General features: G+C 28.8%; 26 protein-coding genes and 1 tRNA gene. 12 read left to right on the top strand and 15 right to left on the bottom strand.

Annotated features, from left to right (window positions below; genetic code table 11):
• The 9 genes from L8X97_RS04540 to rpsU form a co-directional block, all read right to left on the bottom strand.
• Positions 1–404, bottom strand: a 404-nt coding sequence (locus L8X97_RS04540; RefSeq protein ID WP_263662733.1) for a PepSY-like domain-containing protein, incomplete at its 3' end; no start/stop codon positions are given.
• Between the two features lie 60 nt (positions 405–464).
• The gene (locus L8X97_RS04535) at positions 465–2,177 is read right to left on the bottom strand and encodes an ATP-binding protein (protein WP_220566935.1); all 1,713 of its coding nucleotides are present in this window, start codon (positions 2,175–2,177) and stop codon (positions 465–467) included.
• An 8-nt stretch (positions 2,178–2,185) separates the two neighbouring features.
• A complete protein-coding gene (locus L8X97_RS04530; RefSeq protein ID WP_220566936.1) occupies positions 2,186–2,665 on the bottom strand; it encodes a hypothetical protein in 480 nt (159 codons plus the stop codon).
• The gene (locus L8X97_RS04525; protein ID WP_133319059.1) at positions 2,662–3,153 is read right to left on the bottom strand and encodes a YajQ family cyclic di-GMP-binding protein; all 492 of its coding nucleotides are present in this window, start codon (positions 3,151–3,153) and stop codon (positions 2,662–2,664) included. The genes L8X97_RS04530 and L8X97_RS04525 overlap by 4 nt, the downstream gene beginning before the upstream one ends.
• Positions 3,143–4,075: a D-2-hydroxyacid dehydrogenase gene (locus L8X97_RS04520; protein ID WP_263662732.1), complete on the bottom strand. Its 933-nt coding sequence runs from the start codon at positions 4,073–4,075 to the stop codon at positions 3,143–3,145. Before L8X97_RS04520 ends, L8X97_RS04525 begins: the two co-directional genes overlap by 11 nt.
• Positions 4,076–4,078: 3 nt before the next feature.
• Positions 4,079–5,251: a glutathionylspermidine synthase family protein gene (locus L8X97_RS04515; RefSeq protein ID WP_258107722.1), complete on the bottom strand. Its 1,173-nt coding sequence runs from the start codon at positions 5,249–5,251 to the stop codon at positions 4,079–4,081.
• Positions 5,252–5,262: 11 nt separating this feature from the next.
• Positions 5,263–5,883 carry a UPF0323 family lipoprotein gene (locus tag L8X97_RS04510; protein WP_263661381.1) on the bottom strand — a complete coding sequence of 207 codons (621 nt, stop codon included), beginning with the start codon at positions 5,881–5,883 and terminating at the stop codon, positions 5,263–5,265.
• A gap of 76 nt (positions 5,884–5,959) precedes the next feature.
• Entirely contained in the window at positions 5,960–6,565 is a 606-nt protein-coding gene (locus tag L8X97_RS04505) for a LysE family transporter (RefSeq protein ID WP_263659242.1), read from the bottom strand.
• A 42-nt stretch (positions 6,566–6,607) separates the two neighbouring features.
• Entirely contained in the window at positions 6,608–6,820 is a 213-nt protein-coding gene (gene rpsU, locus L8X97_RS04500) for a 30S ribosomal protein S21 (protein ID WP_002780697.1), read from the bottom strand.
• Between the two features lie 185 nt (positions 6,821–7,005).
• On the opposite strand from rpsU, the gene ccoG reads away from it, so the two are divergent.
• The 5 genes from ccoG (at position 7,006) to L8X97_RS04475 (ending at position 14,742) form a co-directional block, all read left to right on the top strand.
• The gene (gene ccoG / locus L8X97_RS04495) at positions 7,006–8,379 is read left to right on the top strand and encodes a cytochrome c oxidase accessory protein CcoG (protein WP_263662731.1); all 1,374 of its coding nucleotides are present in this window, start codon (positions 7,006–7,008) and stop codon (positions 8,377–8,379) included.
• Position 8,380: 1 nt separating this feature from the next.
• The gene (locus L8X97_RS04490) at positions 8,381–9,004 is read left to right on the top strand and encodes a TetR/AcrR family transcriptional regulator (RefSeq protein ID WP_133319065.1); all 624 of its coding nucleotides are present in this window, start codon (positions 8,381–8,383) and stop codon (positions 9,002–9,004) included.
• 83 nt (positions 9,005–9,087) lie between these two features.
• The gene (locus L8X97_RS04485) at positions 9,088–10,185 is read left to right on the top strand and encodes an efflux RND transporter periplasmic adaptor subunit (RefSeq protein ID WP_133319066.1); all 1,098 of its coding nucleotides are present in this window, start codon (positions 9,088–9,090) and stop codon (positions 10,183–10,185) included.
• Positions 10,185–13,307, top strand: coding sequence for an efflux RND transporter permease subunit (locus L8X97_RS04480; RefSeq protein ID WP_263662730.1), 3,123 nt, complete (start codon positions 10,185–10,187; stop codon positions 13,305–13,307). The genes L8X97_RS04485 and L8X97_RS04480 overlap by 1 nt, the downstream gene beginning before the upstream one ends.
• The gene (locus tag L8X97_RS04475) at positions 13,300–14,742 is read left to right on the top strand and encodes an efflux transporter outer membrane subunit (RefSeq protein WP_263662729.1); all 1,443 of its coding nucleotides are present in this window, start codon (positions 13,300–13,302) and stop codon (positions 14,740–14,742) included. The genes L8X97_RS04480 and L8X97_RS04475 overlap by 8 nt, the downstream gene beginning before the upstream one ends.
• Positions 14,743–14,759: 17 nt before the next feature.
• Here L8X97_RS04475 and L8X97_RS04470 read toward each other — a convergent pair whose 3' ends face one another.
• Positions 14,760–14,951: a mini-MOMP protein gene (locus tag L8X97_RS04470; RefSeq protein WP_263659238.1), complete on the bottom strand. Its 192-nt coding sequence runs from the start codon at positions 14,949–14,951 to the stop codon at positions 14,760–14,762.
• Positions 14,952–15,026: 75 nt separating this feature from the next.
• On the opposite strand from L8X97_RS04470, the gene L8X97_RS04465 reads away from it, so the two are divergent.
• Entirely contained in the window at positions 15,027–16,364 is a 1,338-nt protein-coding gene (locus tag L8X97_RS04465) for a coproporphyrinogen III oxidase family protein (RefSeq protein WP_133319070.1), read from the top strand.
• Between the two features lie 21 nt (positions 16,365–16,385).
• Here L8X97_RS04465 and hemJ read toward each other — a convergent pair whose 3' ends face one another.
• Genes hemJ through glmM form a run of 3 tightly spaced genes read right to left on the bottom strand, consistent with a single transcriptional unit; the run spans position 16,386 to position 18,614 of the window.
• The gene (gene hemJ, locus L8X97_RS04460; protein WP_039629243.1) at positions 16,386–16,835 is read right to left on the bottom strand and encodes a protoporphyrinogen oxidase HemJ; all 450 of its coding nucleotides are present in this window, start codon (positions 16,833–16,835) and stop codon (positions 16,386–16,388) included.
• Positions 16,829–17,284 (bottom strand): signal peptidase II, encoded by a 456-nt coding sequence (gene lspA, locus L8X97_RS04455; RefSeq protein ID WP_220566945.1) that lies wholly within the window; start codon positions 17,282–17,284, stop codon positions 16,829–16,831. Before lspA ends, hemJ begins: the two co-directional genes overlap by 7 nt.
• Positions 17,277–18,614 carry a phosphoglucosamine mutase gene (gene glmM / locus L8X97_RS04450; protein ID WP_039629248.1) on the bottom strand — a complete coding sequence of 446 codons (1,338 nt, stop codon included), beginning with the start codon at positions 18,612–18,614 and terminating at the stop codon, positions 17,277–17,279. Before glmM ends, lspA begins: the two co-directional genes overlap by 8 nt.
• A 131-nt stretch (positions 18,615–18,745) precedes the next feature.
• Here glmM and L8X97_RS04445 point away from each other — a divergent pair, with 131 nt between their 5' ends.
• From L8X97_RS04445 to L8X97_RS04435, 3 genes are all read left to right on the top strand, one after another.
• Positions 18,746–19,921, top strand: coding sequence for a DUF945 family protein (locus tag L8X97_RS04445; RefSeq protein WP_220566946.1), 1,176 nt, complete (start codon positions 18,746–18,748; stop codon positions 19,919–19,921).
• The gene (locus L8X97_RS04440) at positions 19,918–21,108 is read left to right on the top strand and encodes a replication-associated recombination protein A (RefSeq protein ID WP_263661890.1); all 1,191 of its coding nucleotides are present in this window, start codon (positions 19,918–19,920) and stop codon (positions 21,106–21,108) included. The genes L8X97_RS04445 and L8X97_RS04440 overlap by 4 nt, the downstream gene beginning before the upstream one ends.
• Positions 21,109–21,155: 47 nt before the next feature.
• Positions 21,156–21,231 (top strand) — tRNA-Val (locus tag L8X97_RS04435).
• Positions 21,232–21,256: 25 nt separating this feature from the next.
• Here the strand turns inward: L8X97_RS04435 and L8X97_RS04430 are convergent.
• Entirely contained in the window at positions 21,257–21,877 is a 621-nt protein-coding gene (locus tag L8X97_RS04430; RefSeq protein WP_133319078.1) for a DUF305 domain-containing protein, read from the bottom strand.
• 121 nt (positions 21,878–21,998) lie between these two features.
• Here L8X97_RS04430 and L8X97_RS04425 point away from each other — a divergent pair, with 121 nt between their 5' ends.
• Positions 21,999–22,631, top strand: a complete 633-nt coding sequence (locus tag L8X97_RS04425; protein ID WP_133319079.1) for a hypothetical protein — start codon at positions 21,999–22,001, stop codon at positions 22,629–22,631.
• Positions 22,632–22,633: 2 nt separating this feature from the next.
• On the opposite strand, the gene ruvC is transcribed toward L8X97_RS04425, so the two are convergent.
• Positions 22,634–23,110, bottom strand: coding sequence for a crossover junction endodeoxyribonuclease RuvC (gene ruvC / locus L8X97_RS04420; RefSeq protein WP_263662728.1), 477 nt, complete (start codon positions 23,108–23,110; stop codon positions 22,634–22,636).
• 122 nt (positions 23,111–23,232) lie between these two features.
• Here ruvC and dnaA point away from each other — a divergent pair, with 122 nt between their 5' ends.
• Both dnaA and dnaN read left to right on the top strand, forming a co-directional pair.
• On the top strand, positions 23,233–24,561 hold the full coding sequence (dnaA, locus tag L8X97_RS04415; RefSeq protein ID WP_133319081.1) for a chromosomal replication initiator protein DnaA: 1,329 nt from the start codon (positions 23,233–23,235) through the stop codon (positions 24,559–24,561).
• 132 nt (positions 24,562–24,693) lie between these two features.
• On the top strand, positions 24,694–25,761 hold the full coding sequence (gene dnaN / locus L8X97_RS04410; RefSeq protein ID WP_257904462.1) for a DNA polymerase III subunit beta: 1,068 nt from the start codon (positions 24,694–24,696) through the stop codon (positions 25,759–25,761).
• Positions 25,762–25,766 lie beyond the last annotated feature (5 nt).

The raw sequence follows: 25,766 nt of genomic DNA, 5'->3' as shown, positions 1-25,766 counted from the left end.
TGGCCTAAAATATTACCTTCAAAATCTGTATAAATTTCCATCATATTGTTTGTTCTAAATTTATAGCCATTTATTTTTTTATCTACTTCTACAATAGCTGCATTTGGTTGTACTGCTTGTACTTTTGCAATAATTTCTTTTGGGATAAATCCTGTTGGAATGCCTTTGTATTTACCATCAACTTCTTTCCAGTCTCCATTGATGATAAAGTCAATTTCAGTCCCATCAACTAAATTTACTTCATAAGAATCTACATCTTGTTTTACATAACCTACATTTACACCTTTAAAATGAGTGTTTAAAAACTCTTGAGCTTTTTGAGGTAGAGCATTTGGACTTACAACCATATCTGCAAACATAGAACTTGCACAAACTAAACTAGCTAACATTAATTTTATTTTCATTTTTTCTCCTTTAAATAAAAGTAAAAAATGATATTAACTGCTTGTGAAATTTATGTGAATTTAATTTTTAAAACCAACTATTTTATTTTTATCAAATGAAGATTCTATTTCTTTTTCTATTGTATGTAAAAAATCACTCATTTTAAAAACACCATCCTTAGAAATAGCTGCTTTCAAAGCTGTATTTTTAACTACCATAGCAATTTGAGCTCCACTTAGCTCATACAAAGCAAGGTTTTTTAAATCAAAATTATCATCAAATTTAGCATTTTTAGGTAAAGCTTTTTGCCATATCATCAAGCGTTGTTCGTAATTTGGCTTTTTAAATTCTATTTTATACTCAAATCTTCTTGAAAAAGCCACATCTAAACTTTCTAAAAAATTAGTCGTAGCTATAATAACTCCACTAAAACGCTCAATTTGTTCTAGAAAAATATTTTGCATTTGATTGTGCATTTTATCAGCACCGCCACTACTTTCTACCCTAGTACTTAAAAATTGATCAGCTTCATTTAAAAGCAAAATAGGACTTTGTTTGCTTGTTTGACAAAGCTCTTTATAAGTATCAAAAATTTTTCTTACATTTTGCTCACTCTCGCCCACATATTTGCTTAAAATTTTAGAACAATCAAAACTCAAAATAGATTTTTTCATAGCTTTTGCCATACTTAGCGCACTCATAGTCTTACCCGTGCCAGCAGGACCATAGAAAATTATCTTAGCTTCTATGTTTTTATTTGTTTTTATACCCCATTTATTTAATCTTTCCAAAACCTTTTTATCTTGTTGTTTTAATATACTTTCCAATAGATCTTTAGTGCTTTGGGGCATAATAACATCATCTATATTAATATTTGGCTCAATTAGCTCAAAAATATCTTGTTCTTTAACTAAATTTTGAAGTTTAATTTTTTTATTCTTCTTTGGTTCTTTAAAATTAATAATCCTTTGTAAAATATCATCACTTAAATAAAAAATCTTAGTTATATCACCCAAAGAATTAACAAATTCATCATATTCTAAAAGATTTGAACTAAGTAGCTTAGAATCTTCTTCTAGTAAGACTTTGTTTTCTTGTTTTTGAACATCATCTTCGCTAATTAAATGAAGTAAAAAATTAAAATCTCTACTATAAGAATTTTCAGTATTTAGCAAATACTCTTCTTTTAATAAACTAATAAATATCAAACATTCTTTATCGTTTAAAGCATACTCTTTAAAAATATCTGCCAAAACATTAGAAATTTTACTCTTTTTTAAACGCTCTTTAATATATGCTTCAAATATAGCTATATCTTTTTTAATATTCTTACTTTGAGAGCTTTTAGCAAAAAAACGCAATCTTTGATATAGCTCGATTTTAAAAAATTCATCTTTTAAATATGCAATATGATCTTCATAAATTTGATCTTGCATAAAATCTTGTATAGTTTTATTTTCTAAAATTTGTAAAAAAACCTCACTTAAACTTAACTCGCATTGTAACAAATTTAAAAATAAACTTGAGTTTTTACTCGATTTAAAATCAGAAAAAATTTGAATAATAAAACCTTTTTCTATAAGATTTTTAAGATCTTTTAAATGATCTAAATACTCATATTCATCATTTTTAAAAACTTCACTAAGAAGATTATAGGCATTAATGCTTACATTTGCTTGTAAATAATTTTTACACAAATGCTTTAAAATTAAAATTTCATCTTCACTGCATTGTAAGTTTTTATAAATATTGCTTTTAAAAGTATCATTAAGAAAAAGTTTTAAATCTTTCATATTTTCCTTTATATTGATTTTATGCTAAATTTAATTTTAGATTTTTTGTCACTAAAACTCATATTTTTATCACAAACCTCATAAAAAATATCATAATTTTTGCTTATAATATTTTGAGTAAAACCACAAGAAGTGATTTGCTTATTTTTCCCATAAAAAATAGGTTTTTTGTAAATTAAATCTTGCAAAAAATCATCATAATATTCATTATTAAAAAATCTTTTATTAAAAAAAGTTTTTGCATAACATACACCATTAATGCAAATTTTATCCATGATTTTTAACTCAAGTAAAGCCTTAGAGGCACTATAAAGTTCTAAACTTGTAAAATTTTTTCCCTCATATAAAAAGCCATAATCAGCAAATCTAAATTGAGGGGTTTTTAAAACAATATAAGCACTTTGTGATTGTGTTTTACTTTTTAAAGCACAAGAGCTTAAAAAAACACACACAAAACACAAAAAAATTATTTGAAGTGACTTTATCATTTAAGGTTTTTAAAACTAAGATTAAGTTCTAAATTTAACTCTTTTACTATTTTCATCACGCTTTGTAAATCATCAATTTGCTTACCAACTACGCGAATTTCATTGCCTCTAATACTTGAAGTTACCTTTAGCTTACTATCTTTTATAGCTTTATTAATCTTCTTAGCACTATCAGCATCAATGGCATCATTAACTTTTAAATTCAATCTAAAATTTGCTCCACTCTCCCTGTTTAACTCTTTAATACCATTAGGGTTAATCCCTCTTTTGATAAGTTTTGAAATAACAATATCTTTTAGCACTTCAATTTTTGCTTCACTTGAACAAGTAAGCTTATAAATACTTTCTTTTTCATTTAGCTCTATTTCACTTTTAATGCCTTTTAAATCATATCTGCTATCAAGCTCTTTTTTAGCCTGCTCTAAAGCATTTTTTAGCTCTTGTTTGTCAATTTCCCCACTAATGTCAAAACTATGTTCATTTGCCATTTTCTATAAACTCCTTAAGATTATTAAATACGATTTGGACTAAATTTTGTATGGATTCTTCACTAGCCCATGCAACATGTGGAGTGATAATTAAATTTTCTTTATTTTTTATATTAAGCAAAGGATGATTTTCAACCATAGGTTCTACTTCAAGTACATCAAGCCCTACTCTAATATTTTTTTCATCCATAATTTGAGCTAAATCTACTTCATTAATAATCCCACCACGACCTACATTAATTAAAATGGCCTCATCTTTTAAAAGCATTAATTCTTTCTTGCTTAATAAATTTTTTGTTTTTTCATTTAAAGGTGCATGGATACTTATCACATCAGAAGTTTTTAAAAGCTCTTCAAGGCTTACTTTCTCATATGTATCATCATTATTAACCCCTGAGGTAGAATAATAACAAACATTTGCTCCAAATATTTGCGAAGCCTTAGCTACTTCTTTACCTATAACTCCAAGCCCTATAATACCATGTTTTTTTCCTGTTAGAGTATGTAAAGTTCTACTAAAATCAGTGAATATTGGGCTTTTTACCCAAAGCCCTTGTTTGGTCCATCCATCATAATATGGGATTTGATTTAAAAAAGCAAAAAGCAAAGCAAATGTATGACTTAAAACACTTTTGGTAGAATACCCGGCTGCATTTTTTACTATTATACCTTTAGAATTTGCATAAGCTACATCTATATTATTTACCCCTGTGCCAAGCTGCAAAATGAGCTTTAAATTGGTGTTATCTATAACTTCTTGATCAATGATGACTTTATTTATCATCACAACTTGCGCATCAGATATTCTTGAGATAACCTCATCTTTAGATGTAAGTTCATAACTTATAAATTCCCCAATACTTTCAAAAGCTGTTAAATCAGTTCCACCTAAAGTAGCAGCATCTAAACATACTATTTTCATTTTTTATCCTTTAACAATGTGCCCTACAAATTTAGAATAATTATCAAGCACCAAACCACCTTTTCTAAAACCTAAACCACAACCCTCATAAGCAAAGAAAACTCCTGCTTGATAATAATCATTTTCATTTTGATTAAACTCAGCAAATTCTTGATACACAAAACGATTGTTTTGATAATCTCCACTTGTTTCAAAACTTATATCTCCATTAGCCTCTATAATAGAAACATTTGCTCCTTCTCTACCAAAAACAGGCTTTTTAACACATTTTTTACCCACTAAAGGTTCATCACTTGTTTCAAGCAATAAAGGATGATTTGGATAAAGCTCCCATAAAATTTTCATTATACCCTTGCTTTGAAAAAGTAAAGTATAAGCAGGATTTAAAATAATTGCTTTTTGATTTTGCATAATTTGAGTTAAGAGCATAGCAAGTTCACCCTCTTCTATAGCTATACTTTCCCAAGGAATGAGTTTGAAAAAATACTCAAAATTTACATCATTTTTAAAAATTCCTTCGGGTGAAAATTCTACCTCATCAATATAAGAAAATTCACTCTCAAAACCAGCTTCACTAGCAATGTGTGCTAAAAGTTTTGTTGTAATCATATCCTCATCACTACCTGCAATTGAAGAAAACAATATTTTCCAACCTTCATAATATTTTTCAAATTCACTTACATCTTCTTCTAAGGTTATAAGTCTCTTAAAATTATCTCTTAAAGCTTCATATATATTATTAAATTGCGAGCTTTCATCTAGGTTGTTTTGCTTTAAAATAGCCCATTGCAAAATAGCACTTTCAAATAAAGATGTTGGAGTATCAGCATTAAATTCTATTAGTTTTATAGGCTTACCATCAAGCCCACCTGCTAAGTCAAACCTACCATATAAATGCCAATGTACATCATTTTCCCAACTCATCTTAATCGCATCAACCAAATTAAAAGGAATTCCAAGCTCGTCAAAACGATCATTATCAATCACTTCTTGTGCAGCAGCTACAAACATATCATAAAGCTCATTAACTGCTTCATAGTATGCATTTGCTTCATCTTCCCTTACACAAACTAAATTAGAATCTAAATAATCACTTCCATCATTATCCGTATGCCATGAAAAACCTATTTGCTCTAAATAAGATTTTTCTAAAGGATTTACTTTTAAAAAATTCATTTTTTCACCTTTTAAGAGCCAAAAGAATTTGTAGAGCTTGAAGTAGCTTTAGAGCCACCACCAAAAAAGCCTGATTTTTTTGCATTTGATCCTGAAGTAGCACTTGTACTTGCTTTATTAAAGCTATTTACACTTCTTTGATAAGCACTTTGATTTGAAAATGCTCCTCTTTGTTGATTTGCAAAATTTTGATTGTTAAAAAGCTTTGAACCTATCCAACTTCCTAAAATAGCTCCAGCTGCACTCGCAAGCAATGTCTCGCCTAAAGAAAGCCCCCCGCTACTCATTTGGGCATTGTTTGGATTTGTTAAATTTGAAGTACCATTGTCTATTTTAGCGGCTTCTTCTTGGATTAATTTATCCATTTCTTCTTTGCTTAAAACCCTTTCAGTTCCATCAAGTTGTTTTAAGACTACCCTAGTTTCATCACTTGGAAATTGATCTTTGATTTTGTATTGATTTGGAGCGGTTTCTTCAATAATAACAAAGGCCCCTTGAGTATTTGCCGCTTGACTTAAAGCGTTATTGCTAGAATCATTTGTATTATTACTACATGCACTTAAAGCACCTGCACTAATTGCAGCAATACCACTCATCATACTAAGTTTGAGTATAGTTTTAATGTGTTTCATAATCTTTCCTATAAAAATTTATAAATTTAACTTAATAAGATTTTAACAAAAAAAGTATTAATAAAAATTAATTGTTTTAGTTTATCATAGTCATTAAATTACTACTTAAAATAAACACAGCAAAAGCAAAAAATATAAAAGCACTTAGATAATCAATAAGTTTTAAATTCTTTTGATAAATTCTTACCATAAATGGTTTAGAAAATAATAAAGAAATCAAAGAAAAATAAATTATAGTTTCTAAAATCAAAACAAATATCAAGACTATCAACATCCATCGCATTTGTGTAAAATCAAAACTTGCAAAAACACTGGCGAAATAAAAAATTGCTTTAGGATTAGATAAATTTGTAATCATTCCACTTAAAAATGCAGATATATAAGTTTTTTGAACTTTAATTTTGTCATTTTTTGTATTCTTGTAAATCTTAAAAGATAAATACAAAAGATAAAATGCTCCAAAACTTGATAGTATAATTTGTAAAAATGGGAATTTATGAAAAACGACATTTAATCCGAGTATAGAAAGTATAATCCATATACTAACAGCTAAACTTACTCCCAAGCTTGCCTTTAAAGCACTTTTAACCCCTTCTCTTAATGCATATGAACTTACTAAGAAAAAATCAGGTCCTGGTAAAATAAGTCCGAAAAAATGAATAATTATAATCCAAAAAAACATAAATATTTTAACGAAGAAAGCCGATTTCTCGGCTTTTTGGTATTAGAGTCTTGACTCGTAGCGTCTAAGCATATAAAGTCTTTTAAGCATTTTTTTGCGTGCTGAAATTTTTTGTTTTTTGCGAATTTCAGTCATAGGCTCAAAAAATCTTCTAGCGCGAACTTCAGTAACAACTAGATTTCTATCTACTTGCTTTTTGAATTTTCTATACGCTTCGTCAAAAGACTCATTAGGATGTACCTTGATTCCTGGCACGACCCTCACCACCTTTCTTTAAATAAATTTTAAAATAAAGATTATATCATAATTTTCTTGAAAAGAAAACTTATTTTTGTAATAATTATATAAATAAAAATTAAATATAAATTATTAATTAAGACAAAGTTTGATTTAATTTTTCTAATACTACAATATAAAGAAATATTTCTAAGGAAAATAAAATGAATGCTCACATCACAAACTATACTAAAAAAAGATATATAGCTTATATCATTTCTATGATCATTTTTATAGCACTACCTTTTATAAAAATAAATGGAAATCATTTCTTTTTATTAAGCTTTGATCATAAAAAACTTAATTTATTTTTTATCGCTTTTGATACTCAAGAGCTGTATTTAATGCCTTTTGTTATCATGGGTATGTTTTTAACTATACTTTTTGTTACTACTTTAGCAGGAAGAATTTGGTGTGCTTGGAGCTGTCCTCAAACTATTGCTAGAGTTATTTATAGAGATCTTTTACAAACAAAAATCTTTAAAATTCATAAAAGCACAGCAAATAAACAAAAGCAAGTCAGTGGATTTTTCGTCAAAAAAACTTTAAGTATTGTGATTTTTTATCTTTTTTCATTGTTAATGATGAGTGCATTTTTATGGTATTTTGTACCACCTGAAGATTTTTTTACATACATTCAAAATCCTGCCGATCATTTATTGCTTTTAGGGATTTTATTTTGTGCTTCTTTGGCTTTTACTTTTGATATAGTATATTTGGGTGAAAAATTTTGTGTTTATGTATGTCCTTATGCAAGAATTCAATCTGTAATGTTTGATAATAACACCGTTCAAGTAATATATGATGATAAAAGAGGAGGTATGATTTATGATGGACATACCAAACTTTATCAAAAGCCACCACAAGGTGAATGTATAGGATGTGAAGCCTGTGTAAAAATTTGTCCTACACATATAGATATACGCCAAGGAATGCAACTTGAGTGTATTAATTGTCTTGAATGTGCCGATGCTTGTTCAAAAGTTCAAGCCAAATTTAATCGTCCTAGCTTAATTAATTGGACTAGTGCAAAAGCTATTGAAACAAGGGAAAAAGTAAAATATTTTAGATTTAGAACTATTGGATATTTAGTTGTTTTGTGTGGTGTTTTTGTGGCTTTAGTTTTAATGGGAAGTAAAAAAGAAAATATGCTTTTAAATATCAACCGCTCTAGCGAGCTTTATCAAATCAGAAAAACCCATGATGGAGAATTAATTATTAGTAATGCTTATGTATTTTTATTTCAAAACACCGATAATAAAACTCATGAGTATTATTTTGATGTGAAATTACAAGGCATTGAAGATGGCTTAGAAATCATTAGACCTAAAAAATCTTTTAAACTAAAAGCTGGCGAAAAAGATAAACATATAGTTGTTTTAAAAGCTACTAAAAAACTAGCCGATAATGATAGAAAAGACACTGTAATACCATTAACCATCAAAGCCTATGCACTTGATGATAAAAATATTGTCATATTACGCGAGAGTAATTTTGTATATCCTAAAAATTCTATCATAGAGCATAAAAAATACTAAAATGAAAAAAAGAATTTCTTCAAAATCTCAAGCAAGGCTTGAAAAAATCAAACAAATCGCTGCGGAGTCATTTTTAAAAAATGGCTACGAAGCAACTAATCTTAAAGATATTATCAAACAAGCTGGTGGATCTTTTTCTTGCGTATATGAGCATTTTAAAAGTAAAGAAGGTTTATTTGAAGCGGTTTTAAATGATTTTGCAGAAAATCATTTTTTAGCTATTTTGAAAAAAAATATGCGACTTTCACCTGATGCTAATTTAGAAGAATTCTTATATCAATTTGCAAAAGCTTATTTAGGGATTTTTAACGATACCAAAACTATAGCTATAGTAAGACTTTTGTATTCTGAAATTTATAATGAAAAATTTGATTTTGGAAAATGGTTTAAAGGAAGCAATAGAAAAGAAGTAGAATATGTTCTTCGAAAAAGATTTGAAGAAGAAAATGAAATTTTAGCTCAAAATGCTGAATTTTTAAGTTATACTTTTTGTGCTATGCTTAGAGGGACATTTTTTATACAAAGCACTTTTGAAAATAAAGTTTCAATGAATAAAAAAGAACAACAAAGCCATGCAAAAAAAATCGTAAAGCTTTTTACTCAAGGTCTTGTTAATTTTAATTAACTAAAGATTGATAAAATAGTATTTATTAATTTTGTAATATAAATTACTTTTTATTTAGCTAAATAAATAACTTAAGGAAACAAATGAAAACAAAACTTTTAACTCTAGCTTGCGCTTCTCTTATCTTTATAGCATGTTCAGATGATAAGAATGCACAAGTTAAACAACTCCCTCCTCAACCTGTTAGCATTATGACTATGCAAAGCGCTAATTTACCTTTAGAATTTACTTATCCTGCGAGATTAAGTACTGAATTAGATGTAGTAGTCAAACCTAAAGTAAGCGGTGAAATCAAAGCAAAATACTTCAAAAGTGGTCAAGCTGTAAAAAAAGGCGATAAGCTTTTTCTTATAGAACCTGACAAATACCAAGCAAGTGTAAATATGGCTTATGGAGAAGCTTTGGTAGCAAGAGCTAATTTTGATGATGCTGAAAAAAATTTTAAAAGAGATAGTATTTTAATAGAAAAAAATGCTATTTCACAAAAAGAATTTGATGCAAGTTTAGCTAAATTTAACTCCACAAAAGCTAATCTAGAAAGCGCTAGAGCAAAACTTGCTAATGCAAGATTAGACTTAAAATACACCATAGTAAGTGCTCCTTTTGATGGAATTTTAGGTGATGCGTTAATGGATGTGGGTGATTATGTAAATGCTTCATCTACTGAACTTGTACGCATTACAAACATTAACCCAATTTTTGCAGATTTTTATATTTCTGATGTAGATAAAATCAATATGAATAAAAATATTCAAAGCGGCAATTGGAAATTAGAAAATATCCAAGTGCAAGCTAATGTTGGTGGAGAACTTTTCAATGGAAAATTATATTTCGTAGATAGCGTTATAGATACTCATAGTGGTGGAGTAAAAGCAAAAGCTATTTTTGATAACAACAATTCAAACTTAATGCCTGGCTCTTTCGCAAATGTTCATGTTGGTGGTTTTGTTCAAAAAGATGGTTTTGAAATTCCTCAAGTTGCGCTTTTGCAAGATGATAGTGCTACTTATGTTTATACCCTTGTAGATGGAAAAGTAGTTAAAACTATTGTTAATGTTATTTATCAAACTTCTGATAAAGCAATTATTGATAAGGGCTTAAAAAATGGGGATAAAGTGATTTTAAATAACTTCAAAAAAATCCGTCCTGGTGCAAGTGTTAGCGTAATGGAGAATAAATAATGTTTTCTAAATTCTTTATAGAAAGACCTGTATTTGCTTCTGTTGTAGCTATTATCATTTCTTTAGCAGGTATTATAGGACTTTATTCTTTACCCGTGGAGCAATATCCTTCCTTAACTCCACCCGTTGTTAAGGTAAGTGCAACTTACTCAGGAGCTGATGCTCAAACGGTGGCTCAAACGGTGGCTATTCCTCTTGAAGATGCAATCAATGGGGTTGAAAATATGATTTATATGGATTCAACTTCAAGCTCTTCAGGAGATATGAGCTTAAGTGTATATTTTAATATAGGTACAGATCCTGACCAAGCAACAGTTGATGTTAATAATAGAATTTCAGCTGCTATGGCAAAACTACCTGAAGATGTTAAAAAAACTGGCGTTAGTGTAAGAAAAACCGGTTCAAGTATATTAGAAGTTGCTACTTTATATTCTCCTGATGGCTCTATGGATTCACTCGAAGTATATAATTATGCTGCATTAAATATTTTAGATGATCTTGCTAGGGTTCCTGGTGTGGGTAATGCCGTAGCTATTGGTGCAAGAAATTATTCTATGAGAATTTGGCTTAATCCTGATTTATTAAACAAATATCAAGTTACTGCAACTGATGTTATTGCTGCAGTTAGCGAGCAAAATGCTCAATATGCTACTGGTAAGATAGGTCAAGAACCTGTGGTGGAAAGATCTCCTTATGTGTATTCAGTAACTATGCAAGGAAGATTAAAAAATACTAAAGAATTTGAAGATATTATCATAAGAGCAAATAGTGATGGCTCTTTTTTAAGACTTAAAGATGTAGCCGAAGTTTCTTTAGGATCAAGAGAATATACTTTTAAAGGTAGATTAAACGGAAATGACGCTACTCCTATTTTGATTTTCTTACAAACCGGAGCAAATGCTGTAAATACAGCAGAATTAGTGCAGAAAAAATTTGAAGAACTTTCTAAAAATTTCCCTGAAGGATTAACTTATAAAGTGCCTTATGATACAACTATATTTATTAAAGCTTCCATTAAAGAAGTGGTAAAAACTTTCTTTGAAGCATTAATTTTAGTTGTAATTGTAATGTATTTGTTCTTAAAAAATTTCCGCTCAACTATTATACCAATGATTGCTGTTCCTGTTTCTATTTTGGGAACTTTTGCAGGATTATATGTCTTAGGTTTTAGTATCAATCTACTTACGCTTTTTGCCTTAGTATTGGCTATTGGTATTGTTGTTGATGATGCAATTATAGTAGTTGAAAATATCGATAGAATTATGCATGAAGATCCAAATATAAGCATAAAAGAAGCAGCTATTAAAGCTATGGATGAAGTTGCTGCACCTGTTGTTTCTATAGTTCTTGTACTTTGTGCGGTTTTCATACCCGTTTCATTTATATCAGGTTTTGTGGGAGAAATCCAAAAACAATTTGCCATAACCTTAGCAATATCTGTTACTATATCAGGCTTTGTAGCTTTAACACTAACTCCTTCTTTATGTGCAATTTTTTTAAGAAGAAATGAAGGTGAACCTTTTTATTTTGTGAAAAAATTTAATGATATTTTTGATTGGTCTACCGAAGTTTTTGGCGCTGGTGTGGCTTATATACTTAAAAGAACAGTGCGTTTTATGTTAATTTTTGTAATCTTTTTGGGTGGTTTATATGGACTTTTCAAACTTGTTCCAAATTCACTTGTTCCAAATGAAGATCAAGGAAACTTTTTAACTATTGTCAATCTACCCGCAGCATCTTCGCTTAATAGAACTACTCAATCAATGGATGCTATGGCAGAAGAAATCCGCAAAAATGAGAATGTAACTAATGTGGTAGGACTTATAGGCTATGATCTTTTTACAGGTTCTTTAAAAGAAAATTCTGGCGCAATGTTTGTTAATTTGAAAAATTGGGATGATAGAGATATTAGTAGTTTTGATTTAGTTGGATCTTATAACAAACAATACTTCTTAAATCCAAATTTTCAAACTTTCTTTGTTAATCCACCACCAATCCAAGGTTTAAGCTTAACTGGTGGTTTTGAGATGTATGCACAAAATCGTAGCGGAAAAAGTTATGATCAAATTCAAGTTGATGTAAATAAATTAGTTGAAGCAGCAAACAAGCGTCCCGAACTTCACAATGTAAGAACAACGCTTGATACTAATTTTCCGCAATTAAAACTAGAAATTGATCGCGATAAAGTAAAACTTTATGGTTTAAATTTAGCTGATGTATTTAGCACTCTAAATGCCACCATAGGAACTTATTATGTAAATGATTTTTCTATGCTTGGAAAAAATTATCGTGTAAATATAAGCGCAATTGGAGATTTTAGAAATACTCAAAATGCTTTAAAAAACATCTTTGTTAGATCAAAAGATGGTTCTATGATAGCTCTAGATAGCATTTTAACATTACAAAGAAGTGTTGGTCCTGATGATGTAAAACGCTTTAATATGTTTCCATCGGCTTTAGTGCAAGGCGATCCTGCTCCTGGCTATACTTCAGGACAAGCCATTGATGCAATTGCACAAGTGGCAAAAGAAACTTTAGGAGAGGATTATTCTATTGCTTGGTCAGGTTCAGCTTATCAAGAAGTTACAAGTAGCGGTGCTGGACAAATAGCATTTATGCTAGGACTATTATTTGTATTTTTAATTCTAGCAGCACAATATGAAAGATGGCTCATGCCTTTAGCAGTAATTACGGCTGTGCCTTTTGCAGTATTTGGTTCTTTGCTTTTTGTATGGCTTAGAGGATTAGAAAATGATATATATTTTCAAACGGGACTTTTACTTTTAATAGGCCTTTCTGCTAAAAATGCCATTTTGATTGTTGAATTTGCTATGGAAGAGCATCTTAAAAAAGGAAAGAGTATTTTTGAAGCTTCTATTAGTGCAGCAAAATTGAGATTTAGACCTATTGTAATGACTTCATTAGCATTTATTTGTGGTATTTTACCGCTTTTCTTTGCATATGGAGCAGGAAGTGCAAGCCGCCATGCGATAGGTACAGGTATTATAGGTGGTATGATAGCAGCTTCTACTATAGCCATTTTCTTTGTACCTTTATTTTTCTATTTACTAGAAAGTTTTAATAAATGGCTTGATAAAAAAAGAGGTAAAATCAATGCGTAAGTTAATAATTTTTGCAAGTTGTTTTTTAATAACAGCTTGCAGTTTAAAACCAAATTTAGAAATTAAAGATGTAAATTACACTAAAAGCTTAGATCAAAACATTAGCATTAACAAACAATGGTGGAAAGCTTTTGATGATAATTATTTAAACACCTTAGTCGATCAAGCTTTAAAAAACAATAACGACTTGCAAATTGCATATATGAATTTACAAAAAGCTTATGAAGCTTTAGGTATAGCAAGAAGCGATCTACTTCCTAAACTAGATGGAAGTGCTAGCGGAGCAAGAGCAAAAACTAGTATCAATGCTCCAAGCAACAAAAGTAATGAATTTGTCTATGGCAATGATTTTAATATGGGTTTAAATTTAAGTTATGAAGTAGATTTATGGGGTAAATACAGAGATACTTATAATGCTTCAAAAGCAAAATTACAAGCTAGTGAGTTTGACTATGAAAGTGCAAGATTAAGCTTAATTTCTAATGTAGTAAAAACTTATTTTAATCTAGCAAGCTTAAGTGAGCAAGTAAAAATTTTAGAAGAAACAACCCAAAGTTATCAAAAAACTTATGAGTTAAAATTAGAGCATTTTAAACTTGGAGTAATTAGTGAGTATGAGCTTAACAAATTTAAAGCTGAACTTGAAAATTCAAGAGTTTTACTCACAAATGCTAAAATTCAAAAAGAAGCTAATACCAAAGCTTTAAAAATCTTAACTTCAAATGATATTGATGATATACTTTATAATAGCATAGAATATAAAAAAATAGGACAATACGAGCTTAGCATACCTGAAGGTATTGGTAGTGAAATTTTACTTCAAAGACCTGATATACAAGCTAGTTTAAAAATTTTAGAAGAAAAAAACTATCTTGTTGGAGTAGCCAGAACTGCATTTTTACCAAACCTTTCTTTAACAGGACTTTTGGGTTTTCAAAGTAATGATTTAGATCTTTTAGTTAAACATGGAAGTAATACTTGGAATGTAGCTGGAAATTTTGCAATGCCGATTTTTCATTGGGGTGAGATTATGAATAATGTTAATATCGCAAAACTTACCAAAGATGAAGCGTTTTTACAATATGAAAACACCTTAAAAACAGCCTTTGGAGAAATAAGACTTGCTTTATTTAACCGCCAAAGCTATTATGAAAATGAGCAAAATTATAAAAATTTATTTCTAGCTCAAAGTAAAATTTATGAAATTTCTACCTTAAGATATGAAAATGGCGTGATTAATTTAGCTGATTTTTTACAAGATCAAAGAAATTATTTAAATGCTAAACTTTCTTACACTAACTCATCTTATGAGCTTGCAAATTCTATCGTAGATGTTATGAAAGCCTTTGGTGGTGGATTTAACGCTAAAGAAGAATCAAAAGAAAATATCAAAGCTATGAAAGAAAACTTAAAGGAAAACTTTTATAACAACTGAGCCTTAAGGCTTAGTTGTTAATGCATTTGAATTTGAATTCTTTGATTAAAATTATTATTTCCTCTATCTTTTGGGCTATTATGCTCAAAACGATAACGCATATTACCTGAAACATTAACATCTTGAAAAATTTCATCTAAAGGTGCAGAATTTGACACGCTTATAAGCCCTAATAAAAATACAAAAAATGCTATAAAAATATTTTTCATTATAAAGCCTTTGTAAAAATATGATACAATTATAGTCTTTTTAAATAACTACAAAATGAAATTTTTAGGAAAAATATGAATTTTTTACAAAACTTAGCTCTTTCTTACTCACATAAAGCCATGCAAAAATCTTTAGAGAATGGTTTTGATGTGAAACTTTTAAAAGAAGGACAAGAAAAAAAAGTTAATCCAAAAAAATCTTATATGCTCTATGCTCATATACCATTTTGCCATACTTTTTGTCCATATTGTAGTTTTCATAAGTATTATTATAGTGAAGATTTAGCAAAAAGATATTTTGAAAGCTTAAGAGAAGAAATCAAACAAATCAAAGACAAAGGATTTGATTTTACTTCTATGTATGTGGGTGGCGGCACTACTTTGATCAACGAAGAAGAACTTGCTAAAACTTTAGAACTTTGCAAAAAATTATTTAATATTAAAGAAATTTCTTGTGAGAGCGATCCTAATCATATCGAACCTAAAAAGCTAGAAATGTTTAAAGGGCTTATAGATCGTTTAAGTTGTGGTATACAAAGTTTTGATGATGATACTTTAAAAAAAGTAGCAAGATATCATAAATTTGGTTCAAGTAAAGAGCTTCAAGAAAAGCTTTCTAAAGCTATAGGCGTGCTTCCTATTATGAGTCTTGATTTGATTTTTAACTTTCCTTCTCAAACTAAAGAGCAATTACTCAATGATTTAGAAATAGCCAAAAATTTAAAACCTCAACAAATCACAACTTATCCTTTAATGAAATCAAACCTCACAAAAGATAATATCGCAAAAACTCTAGGAGTAAGTTTTAAAGATAATGAATTTGAGTTTTATAAAATCATTATAGATTTTTTCAAAGATTATGAAAGAAATAATGCATGGTCATTTTCTTTAGAAAAAAGTAGCTTTAATGATGAGTATGTAAGTAGCCACCATGAGTATTTAGGCGTGGGAAGTGGGGCTTTTAGCTTTTTAGATGGAGAGCTTTTAATCAATGCTTTTAATTTAAATGATTATTCTAAACTCATCAAAGAAAAGCAAAATGCAAATATTGCTAAAGCTAATTTTGGTAAAAAAGAAATCATCAAATATGTCTTTTTAACTGAAATGTTTGCAGGTAAAATCGAGATTGATAAATTTAACAAAACTTTAGATTGCAATTTAGAAAAAGATCTTTTCATAGAACTTTTAGGTCTTAAGCTAAGCAAGGCTATAAAAAAAGAAAATAATACTTTATACACAAGTGAATTTGGGCGTTATTTGTTTATGGTATTAATGAAAGATTTTTACACCGGTATGGATTTAGTGCGTGCTGTATTTAGAGATAATAAACGCTTACAAGATAAAGAACACATTAATATCATGCAAGAAAATGTTGATCCACTTGATTTTAAAAGTATGGAGTTTAAAGGATAAAAAGCCTTTAAAGGCTTTTTACTAAAATGGTCTTACCACCATCATAATAGCAATAATTATAAATAATATCGTTGGAATTTCATTATAAGCTCTAAAAAATTTCCCACTCTTTTTGCAAGTATCATTTTGAAGTTGTTTTAAATAATAATAATTTTGCAAATGATAAATAATCAAAAGCAAAGCACAGGTTAATTTAGCATGCATAAATCCTGATCCAACCATCAAAACTTTATTTACATGCAACATCAAACTTCCACTTATTAAAGTTACTATCATCGCAGGAGTTTGGATATAAAAATACAATTTTCTTTCTTGGATTTTTACCACTTCTACAAAGCCTTTATTATCTTTATGCTCTGTATGATAGACAAAAAGTCTTGGTAAATAAAACAATCCAGCCATCCAAGAAACAAAAGCTAAATAATGCACCATTTTAATCCACAAATACCAGTCAGTTAAAAAATCTAACATTTTTCTCCTTTTTTATTAAAAATTTCTTTTATTAAAATCAAAGCTACACTAATGTTTATCATCACATCAGCTAAATTAAACACAGCAAATTCAAACCACTTATGCCAAAATACAAAATCCACCACACCTATATGCACAAAGCGATCAAGTAAATTTGAACACCCAGCAGATAGCATAATAGCAAAAGCGATCAAATGTGTTTTAAAAAATTCTTTTTGATAAAGCAAATACACAAACAAAGCCAAAATAAAAACAAGTTGTATGTATTTTAAATACTCTCCTAAAAATGCAAACATTGAAAAGGCTACACCAGTATTATAGGTTAAAACTAAATCAAAAAATTCACCCTTATACTCAAGCCCTTGCAAAAACAAATACTTACTTACTTGATCTAGTATAAAAACTAAAGCAAAAACAAGCCAAAATTTTAAAGATAAAATTTTAAGCATTCAATGCTTTCATAAAAAAGCTTTCAACAGCTTTCATTTCTTTTTCTAAAAGCTTAATATCTTTTGCTTCAAGTAATAAGCGTATTAAATTTTCTGTACCTGAATACCTAAACAAACTAGCAATTCCTTTTTTTTCTAAATCTTTTTTCAATTCTTCTAAGCCTGCAAGCTTACTTAAGTCTTTTTTCTCTGAAATTTTAAGATTATGCAAAAGCTGTGGGTAAGGTTTAACTTGATTTAAAATTTCACTTGCACTTTTTGCTTCACTTAGCATTAAAGCACTAAATTGTAAAGCAGCTACCAAACCATCTCCAGTTTTTGCATAATCACTAAAAATAATATGCCCACTCTGCTCACCACCAAAATTTCCACCGCATTCTTTGAGTTTTTCAAGTACATATTTATCGCCTACATTGCAAGTTTCATGTGTGATTTTATGTTTAGTTAAAAACTCTTTTAAAGCACCATTGCTCATTATAGTGCTAACTACACTTGATTTTAACTTGCCTTGTTTTTTCAAAAATAAAGCTAAAACACCCAAAAGACTATCTCCATGAGCTACTTCGCCTTTTTCATCCACAACAACCAAACGATCTGCATCCCCATCAAAAGCAAAACCCACATCTGCTCTAAATTTTTTTACCTCTAAAGCTAAATTTAAAGGATGTAAAGCCCCGCAATTTTCATTGATATTTAAACCATTTGGCTTATCATTGATCACAATCACATCTGCACCAAGTTCTTTAAAAACCGTAGGTGCTACCTTATAAGAAGCTCCATGAGCCACATCTAACACAACGCGTAAAGACTTTAAAGTCAGCTCTTTAGGAAAAGAATTTTTTATAGAAACAATATATCTTCCTATCACATCATCAATTCTTTTTGCTTGACCAATTTGTGATTTTGTTGTTCTTGCCTCTTCTATGAGTTTATCATTAAAATAAATTTCTTCTATTTTCGCTTCTGCTTGCTCATCAAGTTTATTTCCGTGTGCATCAAAAAATTTAATGCCATTATCATAGTAAGGATTGTGTGAAGCTGATATCATAATCCCTGCATCACAACGCATATCTTCAGTTAAAAACGCAATAGCAGGTGTTGGCATAGGGCCTATTTCTATAACATTATAACCTATAGAAGTAAGTCCTGAAACGATAGCATTTTCTATCATATAACCACTTCTTCTTGTATCTTTTCCTACTAAGATATTGTTTGTAAGGGCTTTGTCTTTAAAATAAATTCCAGCAGCCATAGCCAAACGCATTGCTAAAAATGAATCCAAAAACTCCCCCGCTTTACCGCGTACTCCATCTGTTCCAAAAAGTTTCATTTTTTTACCTTTGATTTTAAATAGTGCAATTATAAGTAAAAAAGTTAAGTAATGTATAAATGTGAGAATTTTATAAGCATTAGTTAGTAATAAAAATATATAATTTTTAAAATTTCACTTAAGGAAAATGAATGAAAAAAATCATCGCAGGGGTTGTAGTAGTAATTTTACTAGTTATAGGGTTTTTTACCTCAGCTTCTTATATTAACTCAATCAATGAAAAAATCTTTGCACAAATGAGCCAAGATACAGCATATTATAATGTTGAAGATACTAATTACACTAAAGGACTTTTAAATTCCAAAGGAAGTTTTATAGCTACACTTAATGATTTACCTTATAGTTTTAAAGTGAATGTGGATTTTTCCAATAATTTTTTTGCAAGTAATAATGCTATCGTTTCTATTTTAAATGAAAATGAAGACTTAAAAGGCATTTTTCCAAACGAAGAAATCTTTAAAATCTTAGTTAGCGTCAAAGGTGGTGACATTAACATCAATGCAAAAATAAATGATATTAATTTCACACGCAATGATACAAATTTAGTTTTAAATAATACATCATTTAAGATTATAGGTTCTGATGAATTTGTAAAAAATATGGAACTTAATCTAGGTTATGTTTTATTAGAACAACTATCTCATAAAGAAAAATTAGAAGCAAAAAATATCAAAATTTCTGAATTTCCTATACAAAAATTAAGCTTTAATGATATCTTTAGTCCTAGTAGAAATAGTGAGCAAAATATAAGCATTGATAGTGCTAGTTTTATAAGTTCTATTGCTTTTGACTTTGATAAATTAAAAATTTTTGCAAAAACAGCTCAAAATACTCAAAACGATTATGATAGTGTTTTAAAACTAGATTTAGCTAAATTTAATCTTGCAAATGAAAACTTTATGCTAAATAATATTAATTTAGATATGAATTTTAATAATCTTTCTAAAAAAGCTTATGATAGCTTAATGCAAAATTCAAACACTGATATTTTTTCTATGATGCTTTTGGCAAGTCAGTTTTTAAAAGCAAACCCACAAATCATCTTAAATAATCTAAGTTTTGAAAAAGAAGGTAAAAAATTTGACGCAAATGGGCAAACTATTTTCACTGAAAACAATATAAAATCACAATTTCATGCAAACACAGAAATTCTTCCTAGTCAAATTTGGCCTGATTTTGCAAATTTTGATACTTATTTCGTAGATAATAATGGCTCTTATATGCTTGATTTTATCTATGATGATTCTAATAAAAGTGATGTTACAACTATCATTAATGGTGAAAGACTTACCATAAATCCACAATGACAAATTTAAGCTTAACTTTTCGTCCTAAAACTTTAGATGAGGTTTTAGGACAAGAAAATTTAGTAGAAATTTTTAAAAAATTCATACAAGTTTCAAAACTCCCTCATAGTGTATTTTTTGGCCCAGCAGGTTGCGGGAAGACTTCTTTTGCAAGAGCAATAGCGTATGAGTATAAACTTGATTTTTATGAGTTTGATGGAGGGAATTTTAAACTTGAAGAACTTAGAAAAATACTAAGTAATTATGAAAATTCTTTATATAAACCTTTGATATTTATTGATGAGGTACATAGGCTTTCAAAAACCCAACAAGAAATGCTTTTAATCCCTTTGGAAAATCAAAAATGCCTTTTCATAGGCGCAAGCACTGAAAACCCCTACTTTACTTTAACTTCAGGCATAAGAAGCAGAAGTATGCTTTTTGAATTTAAAGGTTTAGAGTATAAAGACTTAGAAAAACTTGCCACAAAAGTGCAAGAAAAACTCCAATGTAAAATCGATGATGATGCTAAAGACTTTTTAATCACTTCTAGTGCAAATGATGCAAGAAGCTTTTTAAATTTATGTGAGTTTGCTTTGGCTTTAGATAGCACTCATATCACACTTGAAACTTTAAAAAAATTAAGAGCAAATGTTTTAAGCGATGGCACTTCAAGTAAAGATACACACTATAGACTAGCTAGTTCTATGATAAAAAGTTTAAGAGGAAGTGATGTGGATGCGAGTTTGTATTATCTTGCGAGGCTGATCGATGGGGGTGAAAGTGCGGATTTCATCGCTAGAAGATTAGTGATATTTGCAAGTGAAGATATCTCAAATGCAAACCCACAAGCACTTAATCTAGCCACAAGCACACTCATAGCAGTAAAAAACATAGGCTATCCTGAAGCTAGGATCATCTTAGCTCAATGTGTAGTATTTTTAGCAAGTTCGCCCAAGTCAAACTCAAGCTATCTTGCTATAAATGAAGCGCTAAATTATGTGCAAAACAACCCTGCATTAAAAATACTTCCTTATCTTGATAATAACAACCCACAAAGAAAAAACTACCTTTACCCGCATGATTTTGGAGGATGGGTTAAGCAAAGATACCTAGAAAAAGATTTGAAATTTTATCATAGCAAAGGTATAGGTTTTGAAGCACAGCTAGATTTATGGTTAAATGATATGAAAAAAATTAAAAAGTGATTTTAAGCACAATGTAAAAATATTTTTATATAATTTTTGTTTTTTAAGGTTCCGTAGCTCAGTTGGTAGAGCACCACCTTGACATGGTGGTGGTCGTTGGTTCAAGTCCAATCGGAGCCACCATTTTTTATTTCTTTCGATCAATTCACTACATATACTTTAACAAATTCGTAAATTCTTGAATTTCTTTTTCTTGATCTAAGATGATTTTTTTAGCAATATCAGTGATAGTTTTATCTTTAGAGTAAAATAAAATTTGTTTTGAAGCATCTACTGCACCTTGATGATGTGCTATCATCGCTTCTAAAAAGTCTTTATTGATGTTTTTGCTTTCTTTAACCGAACTCATTAAAATCATCATTTTTTGCATTAACTCTTTTTCTTCTTGAACGAATTTTTTATAAGTTTCTTCATCAATTTGAGTTTTTGTATAAAGATTTTTATCTAGAATTTCTTGAAATTCTTGGATTTCTTTTTCTTGAGCTTTTATGATATTTTGAGCGATTTTTTTCATCTCTTCACTTTTAGTATGTTCTAATAAAAGCTTAGATGAATCAATAGCACCTTGGTGATGTGGAATCATATTAGCTAAAAAATCTCTTTCTATGTCATTGCTTTGCACTAAAGGATTTTTCATCATAGGTTCATGCATACTCATCATGATTTGTGATGAAATACTTCCAGAAGCTCCATGATGAGCATGATGAGAATTTGCAGCAAATAAAGTACTTGCTAAAACTAAACTTGAAACTATAGTTTTAATTTTCATTTTTTTCCTTTTTTTAAAATAACTTTGGAATGTTATAAAAATTATATAAACTAAAATTAACAAAGAAAAAAACATTTTTTTGTTATAATCTATAATACTAAAAAAATAATAAGGATGTTATATGCTAAAAGAACTACTTGAAATAAAAAAAGAAATGGAACCTATAATTCATGATTGTTCAGTAAAAATTCAAGTAGCCGCAAGAGAAGTAATCGTAAGAAAAAGAGAATATGAAATCTATGGTCCTATGATAGATAGAGTATATCTTGATAATGCTATATATATAAAAGTTTTTGGTAGTGGGCGTGATACTAAAAGCACTAAAGTAGATATTAAAAATGGACTTTATATGGTTTATGTAGCACCTGATAAACCTACTAATCAAGAAATTATGAATAAACTAAAAATAGCATTTGAAAGTATAGATAATAAATTCATCTCAAGAATTTTAGAACTCAATAGAAGAATGAAAGAAGTGATTAACAAAACTCAAGCAACCCTAGCAAAAGCATCAAATATGAATGTTTTGATAGAAACAAATCTAGGCGAAGCTACCGCGGCACATAAATTTGTAATAACTATTAAATATTTAAAAGATAATCAAAAATTAGAATTAAAAAATTCAAAATCTGCAGGAAGTTTTAGAGATACCAAAAATCATATCAACCTAGTAGTAGAAAAAAATACTGATTCTGCTGTATGTGAAAAACTTCTACATGATGTTGAAATTTATTTTATAGGAAATGGAAAGTAAAATCACTTTTTTACTCTCAAATTTGCTAAATGCGTCAAAGCCACTGCGATAGCATCGGTAATATCAAGTGGCTTGATGTCTTTTGAAATTCCAAGTAATCTTTTTACCATAAAAGCTACTTGCTCTTTAGTAGCTTTTGCTTTACCTGTTACGGTTTTTTTCACTTGTAAAGGTGTGTATTCTGCAAATTCTCCATGAATTTGTAAGATTTTTAAACTCAAAGCTCCACGAAATTGTGCTAGTTTTAGAACCGTTTTTGGATTATAAGCAAAAAATATATCTTCTACAGCTATCTCATCAAACTGATGATTTTTAAAGATTAGATCAAGTCCTTCACATAATTCTGTGATTTGATACTGTAAATCATTGGGTTTGATTTTGATAAGTCCTGCTTCTATGAGTTGATTTTTATTATTTATCCTTTCTACAATAGCATATCCACAATATCTAGAACCAGGATCTATCCCTAAAACTTTCAAACTTTTCACCTTTTTATTCACATAGATGTGAAATTTAAATTTTTATGTGAATAATTTTAACCATTTTTTATAAAAAATAAGCTAGAATTTCAAGTTTTACATCATAATTTATAAGAATAATAATGAATATAAAAGATTTTTTACTTGAATTTAAAACTGAAATTAGCAATAACGAATACAATACTTACATTTCTCACTTACAATTTAGTGAAAAATTAAGTAAAAATAATATCTTAGTATTTATCGCACCAAATCATTTTTTGGCTAAATTTATACAAACAAAATACGCACAAAAACTAGCTTATTTTTATGAAGTAAAAACAGGAATTAATCCTCAAGTTAAAATCATCACAAATGATCAAAAGATAGAGAAAAAACATTTTTCTACAGATATTTCACAGATTAAATTTCAAAGTACTATTTTAAATCCTTCTTTTACTTTTGAAAGCTTTGTTGTAGGAGATTCTAATCAATTTGCCTATGCAACTTGCAAAGCCATTACCGATAAAAGCAAACTTGGAAAATTATACAACCCTATCTTTATCTATGGTCCTACAGGACTTGGAAAAACTCACTTGCTTCAAGCTGTCGGAAATGTGTGCTTAGATAATGGATATAAGGTTATTTATGCTACAAGTGATAATTTTATCAATGATTTTACCATGCATTTAAATAACAAAACTATGAGTAAATTTCATGAAAAATACAAAAATTGTGATGTCTTACTCATCGATGATGTGCAGTTTTTAGGTAAAACAGATAAAATTCAAGAAGAATTTTTCTTTACTTTTAATGAAATCAAAGAAAAATTTGGACAAATTATCATGACAAGTGATAATCCTCCAAATATGTTAAAAGGTATAACAGAACGCTTAAAAAGCCGTTTTGCAAATGGGATCATCGCAGATATCACTCCACCTCAGCTTGATACAAAAATCGCAATTATCAAGAAAAAATGCGAATTTAATGCTATTTATCTCAAACCTGAAGTTATAAGCTACATCGCTACTTCAATGGGAGATAACATCCGAGAAATTGAAGGTATGATTACAAATCTAAATGCCCAAGCAAGGCTTTTTAATCAAGAAATCACTTTAGAAATCGTTAAAAGCTTTATGAAAGATCACATTAAAGAAACAAAAGAAAATATTAGTGTTGAAGACATACTTGCTGATGTTTCAAAAAGCTATAATCTTAAATCAAATGATATAAAATCAAATAAAAAAACACAAAATATCGTTATGGCAAGAAGGGTTGTGATATATTTAGCAAGAGAGCTTACAACTATGTCTATGCCTCAACTTGCTAGATTTTTTAATATGAAAGATCACACTGCCATTTCACATAATATTAAAAAAATTCAAGAGTTAATGAGCGAAAATGAAAACCTAAAAGCCATAGTAGAAGAATTAAGAAATAAAATTTTAACAAAAATAAAAAGCACCCTGTGAATAAAAGTGAAAAATAAAAAATTTTATTCTATGAATAAAATTTCTATAAAAAAAGGCTTTTAAAAAGCATTTCACATTTTCACATTGCTTATTATTATGATAAAATAAATTTAAAAAACAAAGGAAGTAAAAATGAAAATTAGCATTAATAAAAACACTTTAGAATCTGCCATAGTTTTAACTAACTCTTATGTAGATAAAAAAGACTCAAGCAACATCGCTTCTCACTTACTTTTTGAAGTAGTTGAAGATAAATTAATCATAAGGGCAAGTGATTATGAAATAGGTATTAACTATAAAATCAAAAAAATTAAAGTTGAAAGTGCAGGTTTTGCAACTGCTAATGCTAAAAGTATTTTAGATATCATCAAAAGTTTAAATAATGAAGATGTAGTTTTAGAAACTATAGAAAATTTCCTTTTTATTAGACAAAAAGGAACTAAATATAAACTTCCTATGTTTAATTATGAAGATTTTCCAAATTTCCCAAGCACTGAAGGAAAAGATAAATTTGACATTGATTCAAGTGATTTGAGTAGATCTTTGAAAAAAATCCTACCTGCAGTTGATACAAATAATCCAAAGTATTCTTTAAATGGTGCTTTACTTGATATAAAAACAACCCACATTAGCTTTGTAGGAACAGATACTAAACGCTTAGCGGTTTTTACACTAAATAAAACAAACGAAAAAGAATTTAATCTTTGTATCCCTAAAAAAGCTATTTTAGAAATGCAAAAAATCTTTTTTGAAAAAATTGAAATTTATTATGATGAAAATATATTGATTGCAAAAAATGACAATTTTGAGTTTTTCACAAAACTTATTAATGATAAATTCCCTGATTATGAAAGAGTAATTCCAAAAAATATTACAAAAGAATTTATTTTTAAAACAGAAGAATTTATGGATGCATTGAAAAAAATCAATGTAATTACTGAAAAAATGAAATTAAATTTCCATAAAGATAAACTTGTATTTGAAGGTATTAGTTTAGATAATATGGAAGCAAAAACTGAACTTGAAATAGAACTTAATATAGATGAGGAATTTAATCTTTGCATAAAAAATAAATTCATCACTGACTTTTTAAATTCTATTGAAAGTGAAACATTCAAACTTAGCATAAATGAACCTCATATGGCATTCTTAGTTTCAAGTGAAGAATTACAAACTGTAATTATGCCAGTTATTTTATAAGGAAA

It is taken from the genome of Campylobacter sp. CNRCH_2013_0671h, from assembly GCF_025773055.1.
GTDB lineage: Bacteria > Campylobacterota > Campylobacteria > Campylobacterales > Campylobacteraceae > Campylobacter_D > Campylobacter_D lari_D.
Note: the sequence above shows the minus strand (reverse complement) of the source record. Positions and strands in the feature narration are given on the sequence as shown.

Excerpts from the sequence above, each read along its gene's own strand:
- L8X97_RS04535 (WP_220566935.1), bottom strand. The coding sequence starts at position 2,177 with ATGAAAGATTTAAAACTTTTTCTTAATGATACTTTTAAAAGCAATATT.
- L8X97_RS04530 (WP_220566936.1), bottom strand. The coding sequence starts at position 2,665 with ATGATAAAGTCACTTCAAATAATTTTTTTGTGTTTTGTGTGTGTTTTT.
- L8X97_RS04525 (WP_133319059.1), bottom strand. The coding sequence starts at position 3,153 with ATGGCAAATGAACATAGTTTTGACATTAGTGGGGAAATTGACAAACAA.
- L8X97_RS04520 (WP_263662732.1), bottom strand. The coding sequence starts at position 4,075 with ATGAAAATAGTATGTTTAGATGCTGCTACTTTAGGTGGAACTGATTTA.
- L8X97_RS04515 (WP_258107722.1), bottom strand. The coding sequence starts at position 5,251 with ATGAATTTTTTAAAAGTAAATCCTTTAGAAAAATCTTATTTAGAGCAA.
- L8X97_RS04510 (WP_263661381.1), bottom strand. The coding sequence starts at position 5,883 with ATGAAACACATTAAAACTATACTCAAACTTAGTATGATGAGTGGTATT.
- L8X97_RS04505 (WP_263659242.1), bottom strand. The coding sequence starts at position 6,565 with ATGTTTTTTTGGATTATAATTATTCATTTTTTCGGACTTATTTTACCA.
- ccoG (WP_263662731.1), top strand. The coding sequence starts at position 7,006 with ATGAATGCTCACATCACAAACTATACTAAAAAAAGATATATAGCTTAT.
- L8X97_RS04490 (WP_133319065.1), top strand. The coding sequence starts at position 8,381 with ATGAAAAAAAGAATTTCTTCAAAATCTCAAGCAAGGCTTGAAAAAATC.
- L8X97_RS04485 (WP_133319066.1), top strand. The coding sequence starts at position 9,088 with ATGAAAACAAAACTTTTAACTCTAGCTTGCGCTTCTCTTATCTTTATA.
- L8X97_RS04480 (WP_263662730.1), top strand. The coding sequence starts at position 10,185 with ATGTTTTCTAAATTCTTTATAGAAAGACCTGTATTTGCTTCTGTTGTA.
- L8X97_RS04475 (WP_263662729.1), top strand. The coding sequence starts at position 13,300 with ATGCGTAAGTTAATAATTTTTGCAAGTTGTTTTTTAATAACAGCTTGC.
- L8X97_RS04470 (WP_263659238.1), bottom strand. The coding sequence starts at position 14,951 with ATGAAAAATATTTTTATAGCATTTTTTGTATTTTTATTAGGGCTTATA.
- L8X97_RS04465 (WP_133319070.1), top strand. The coding sequence starts at position 15,027 with ATGAATTTTTTACAAAACTTAGCTCTTTCTTACTCACATAAAGCCATG.
- hemJ (WP_039629243.1), bottom strand. The coding sequence starts at position 16,835 with ATGTTAGATTTTTTAACTGACTGGTATTTGTGGATTAAAATGGTGCAT.
- lspA (WP_220566945.1), bottom strand. The coding sequence starts at position 17,284 with ATGCTTAAAATTTTATCTTTAAAATTTTGGCTTGTTTTTGCTTTAGTT.
- glmM (WP_039629248.1), bottom strand. The coding sequence starts at position 18,614 with ATGAAACTTTTTGGAACAGATGGAGTACGCGGTAAAGCGGGGGAGTTT.
- L8X97_RS04445 (WP_220566946.1), top strand. The coding sequence starts at position 18,746 with ATGAAAAAAATCATCGCAGGGGTTGTAGTAGTAATTTTACTAGTTATA.
- L8X97_RS04440 (WP_263661890.1), top strand. The coding sequence starts at position 19,918 with ATGACAAATTTAAGCTTAACTTTTCGTCCTAAAACTTTAGATGAGGTT.
- L8X97_RS04430 (WP_133319078.1), bottom strand. The coding sequence starts at position 21,877 with ATGAAAATTAAAACTATAGTTTCAAGTTTAGTTTTAGCAAGTACTTTA.
- L8X97_RS04425 (WP_133319079.1), top strand. The coding sequence starts at position 21,999 with ATGCTAAAAGAACTACTTGAAATAAAAAAAGAAATGGAACCTATAATT.
- dnaA (WP_133319081.1), top strand. The coding sequence starts at position 23,233 with ATGAATATAAAAGATTTTTTACTTGAATTTAAAACTGAAATTAGCAAT.
- dnaN (WP_257904462.1), top strand. The coding sequence starts at position 24,694 with ATGAAAATTAGCATTAATAAAAACACTTTAGAATCTGCCATAGTTTTA.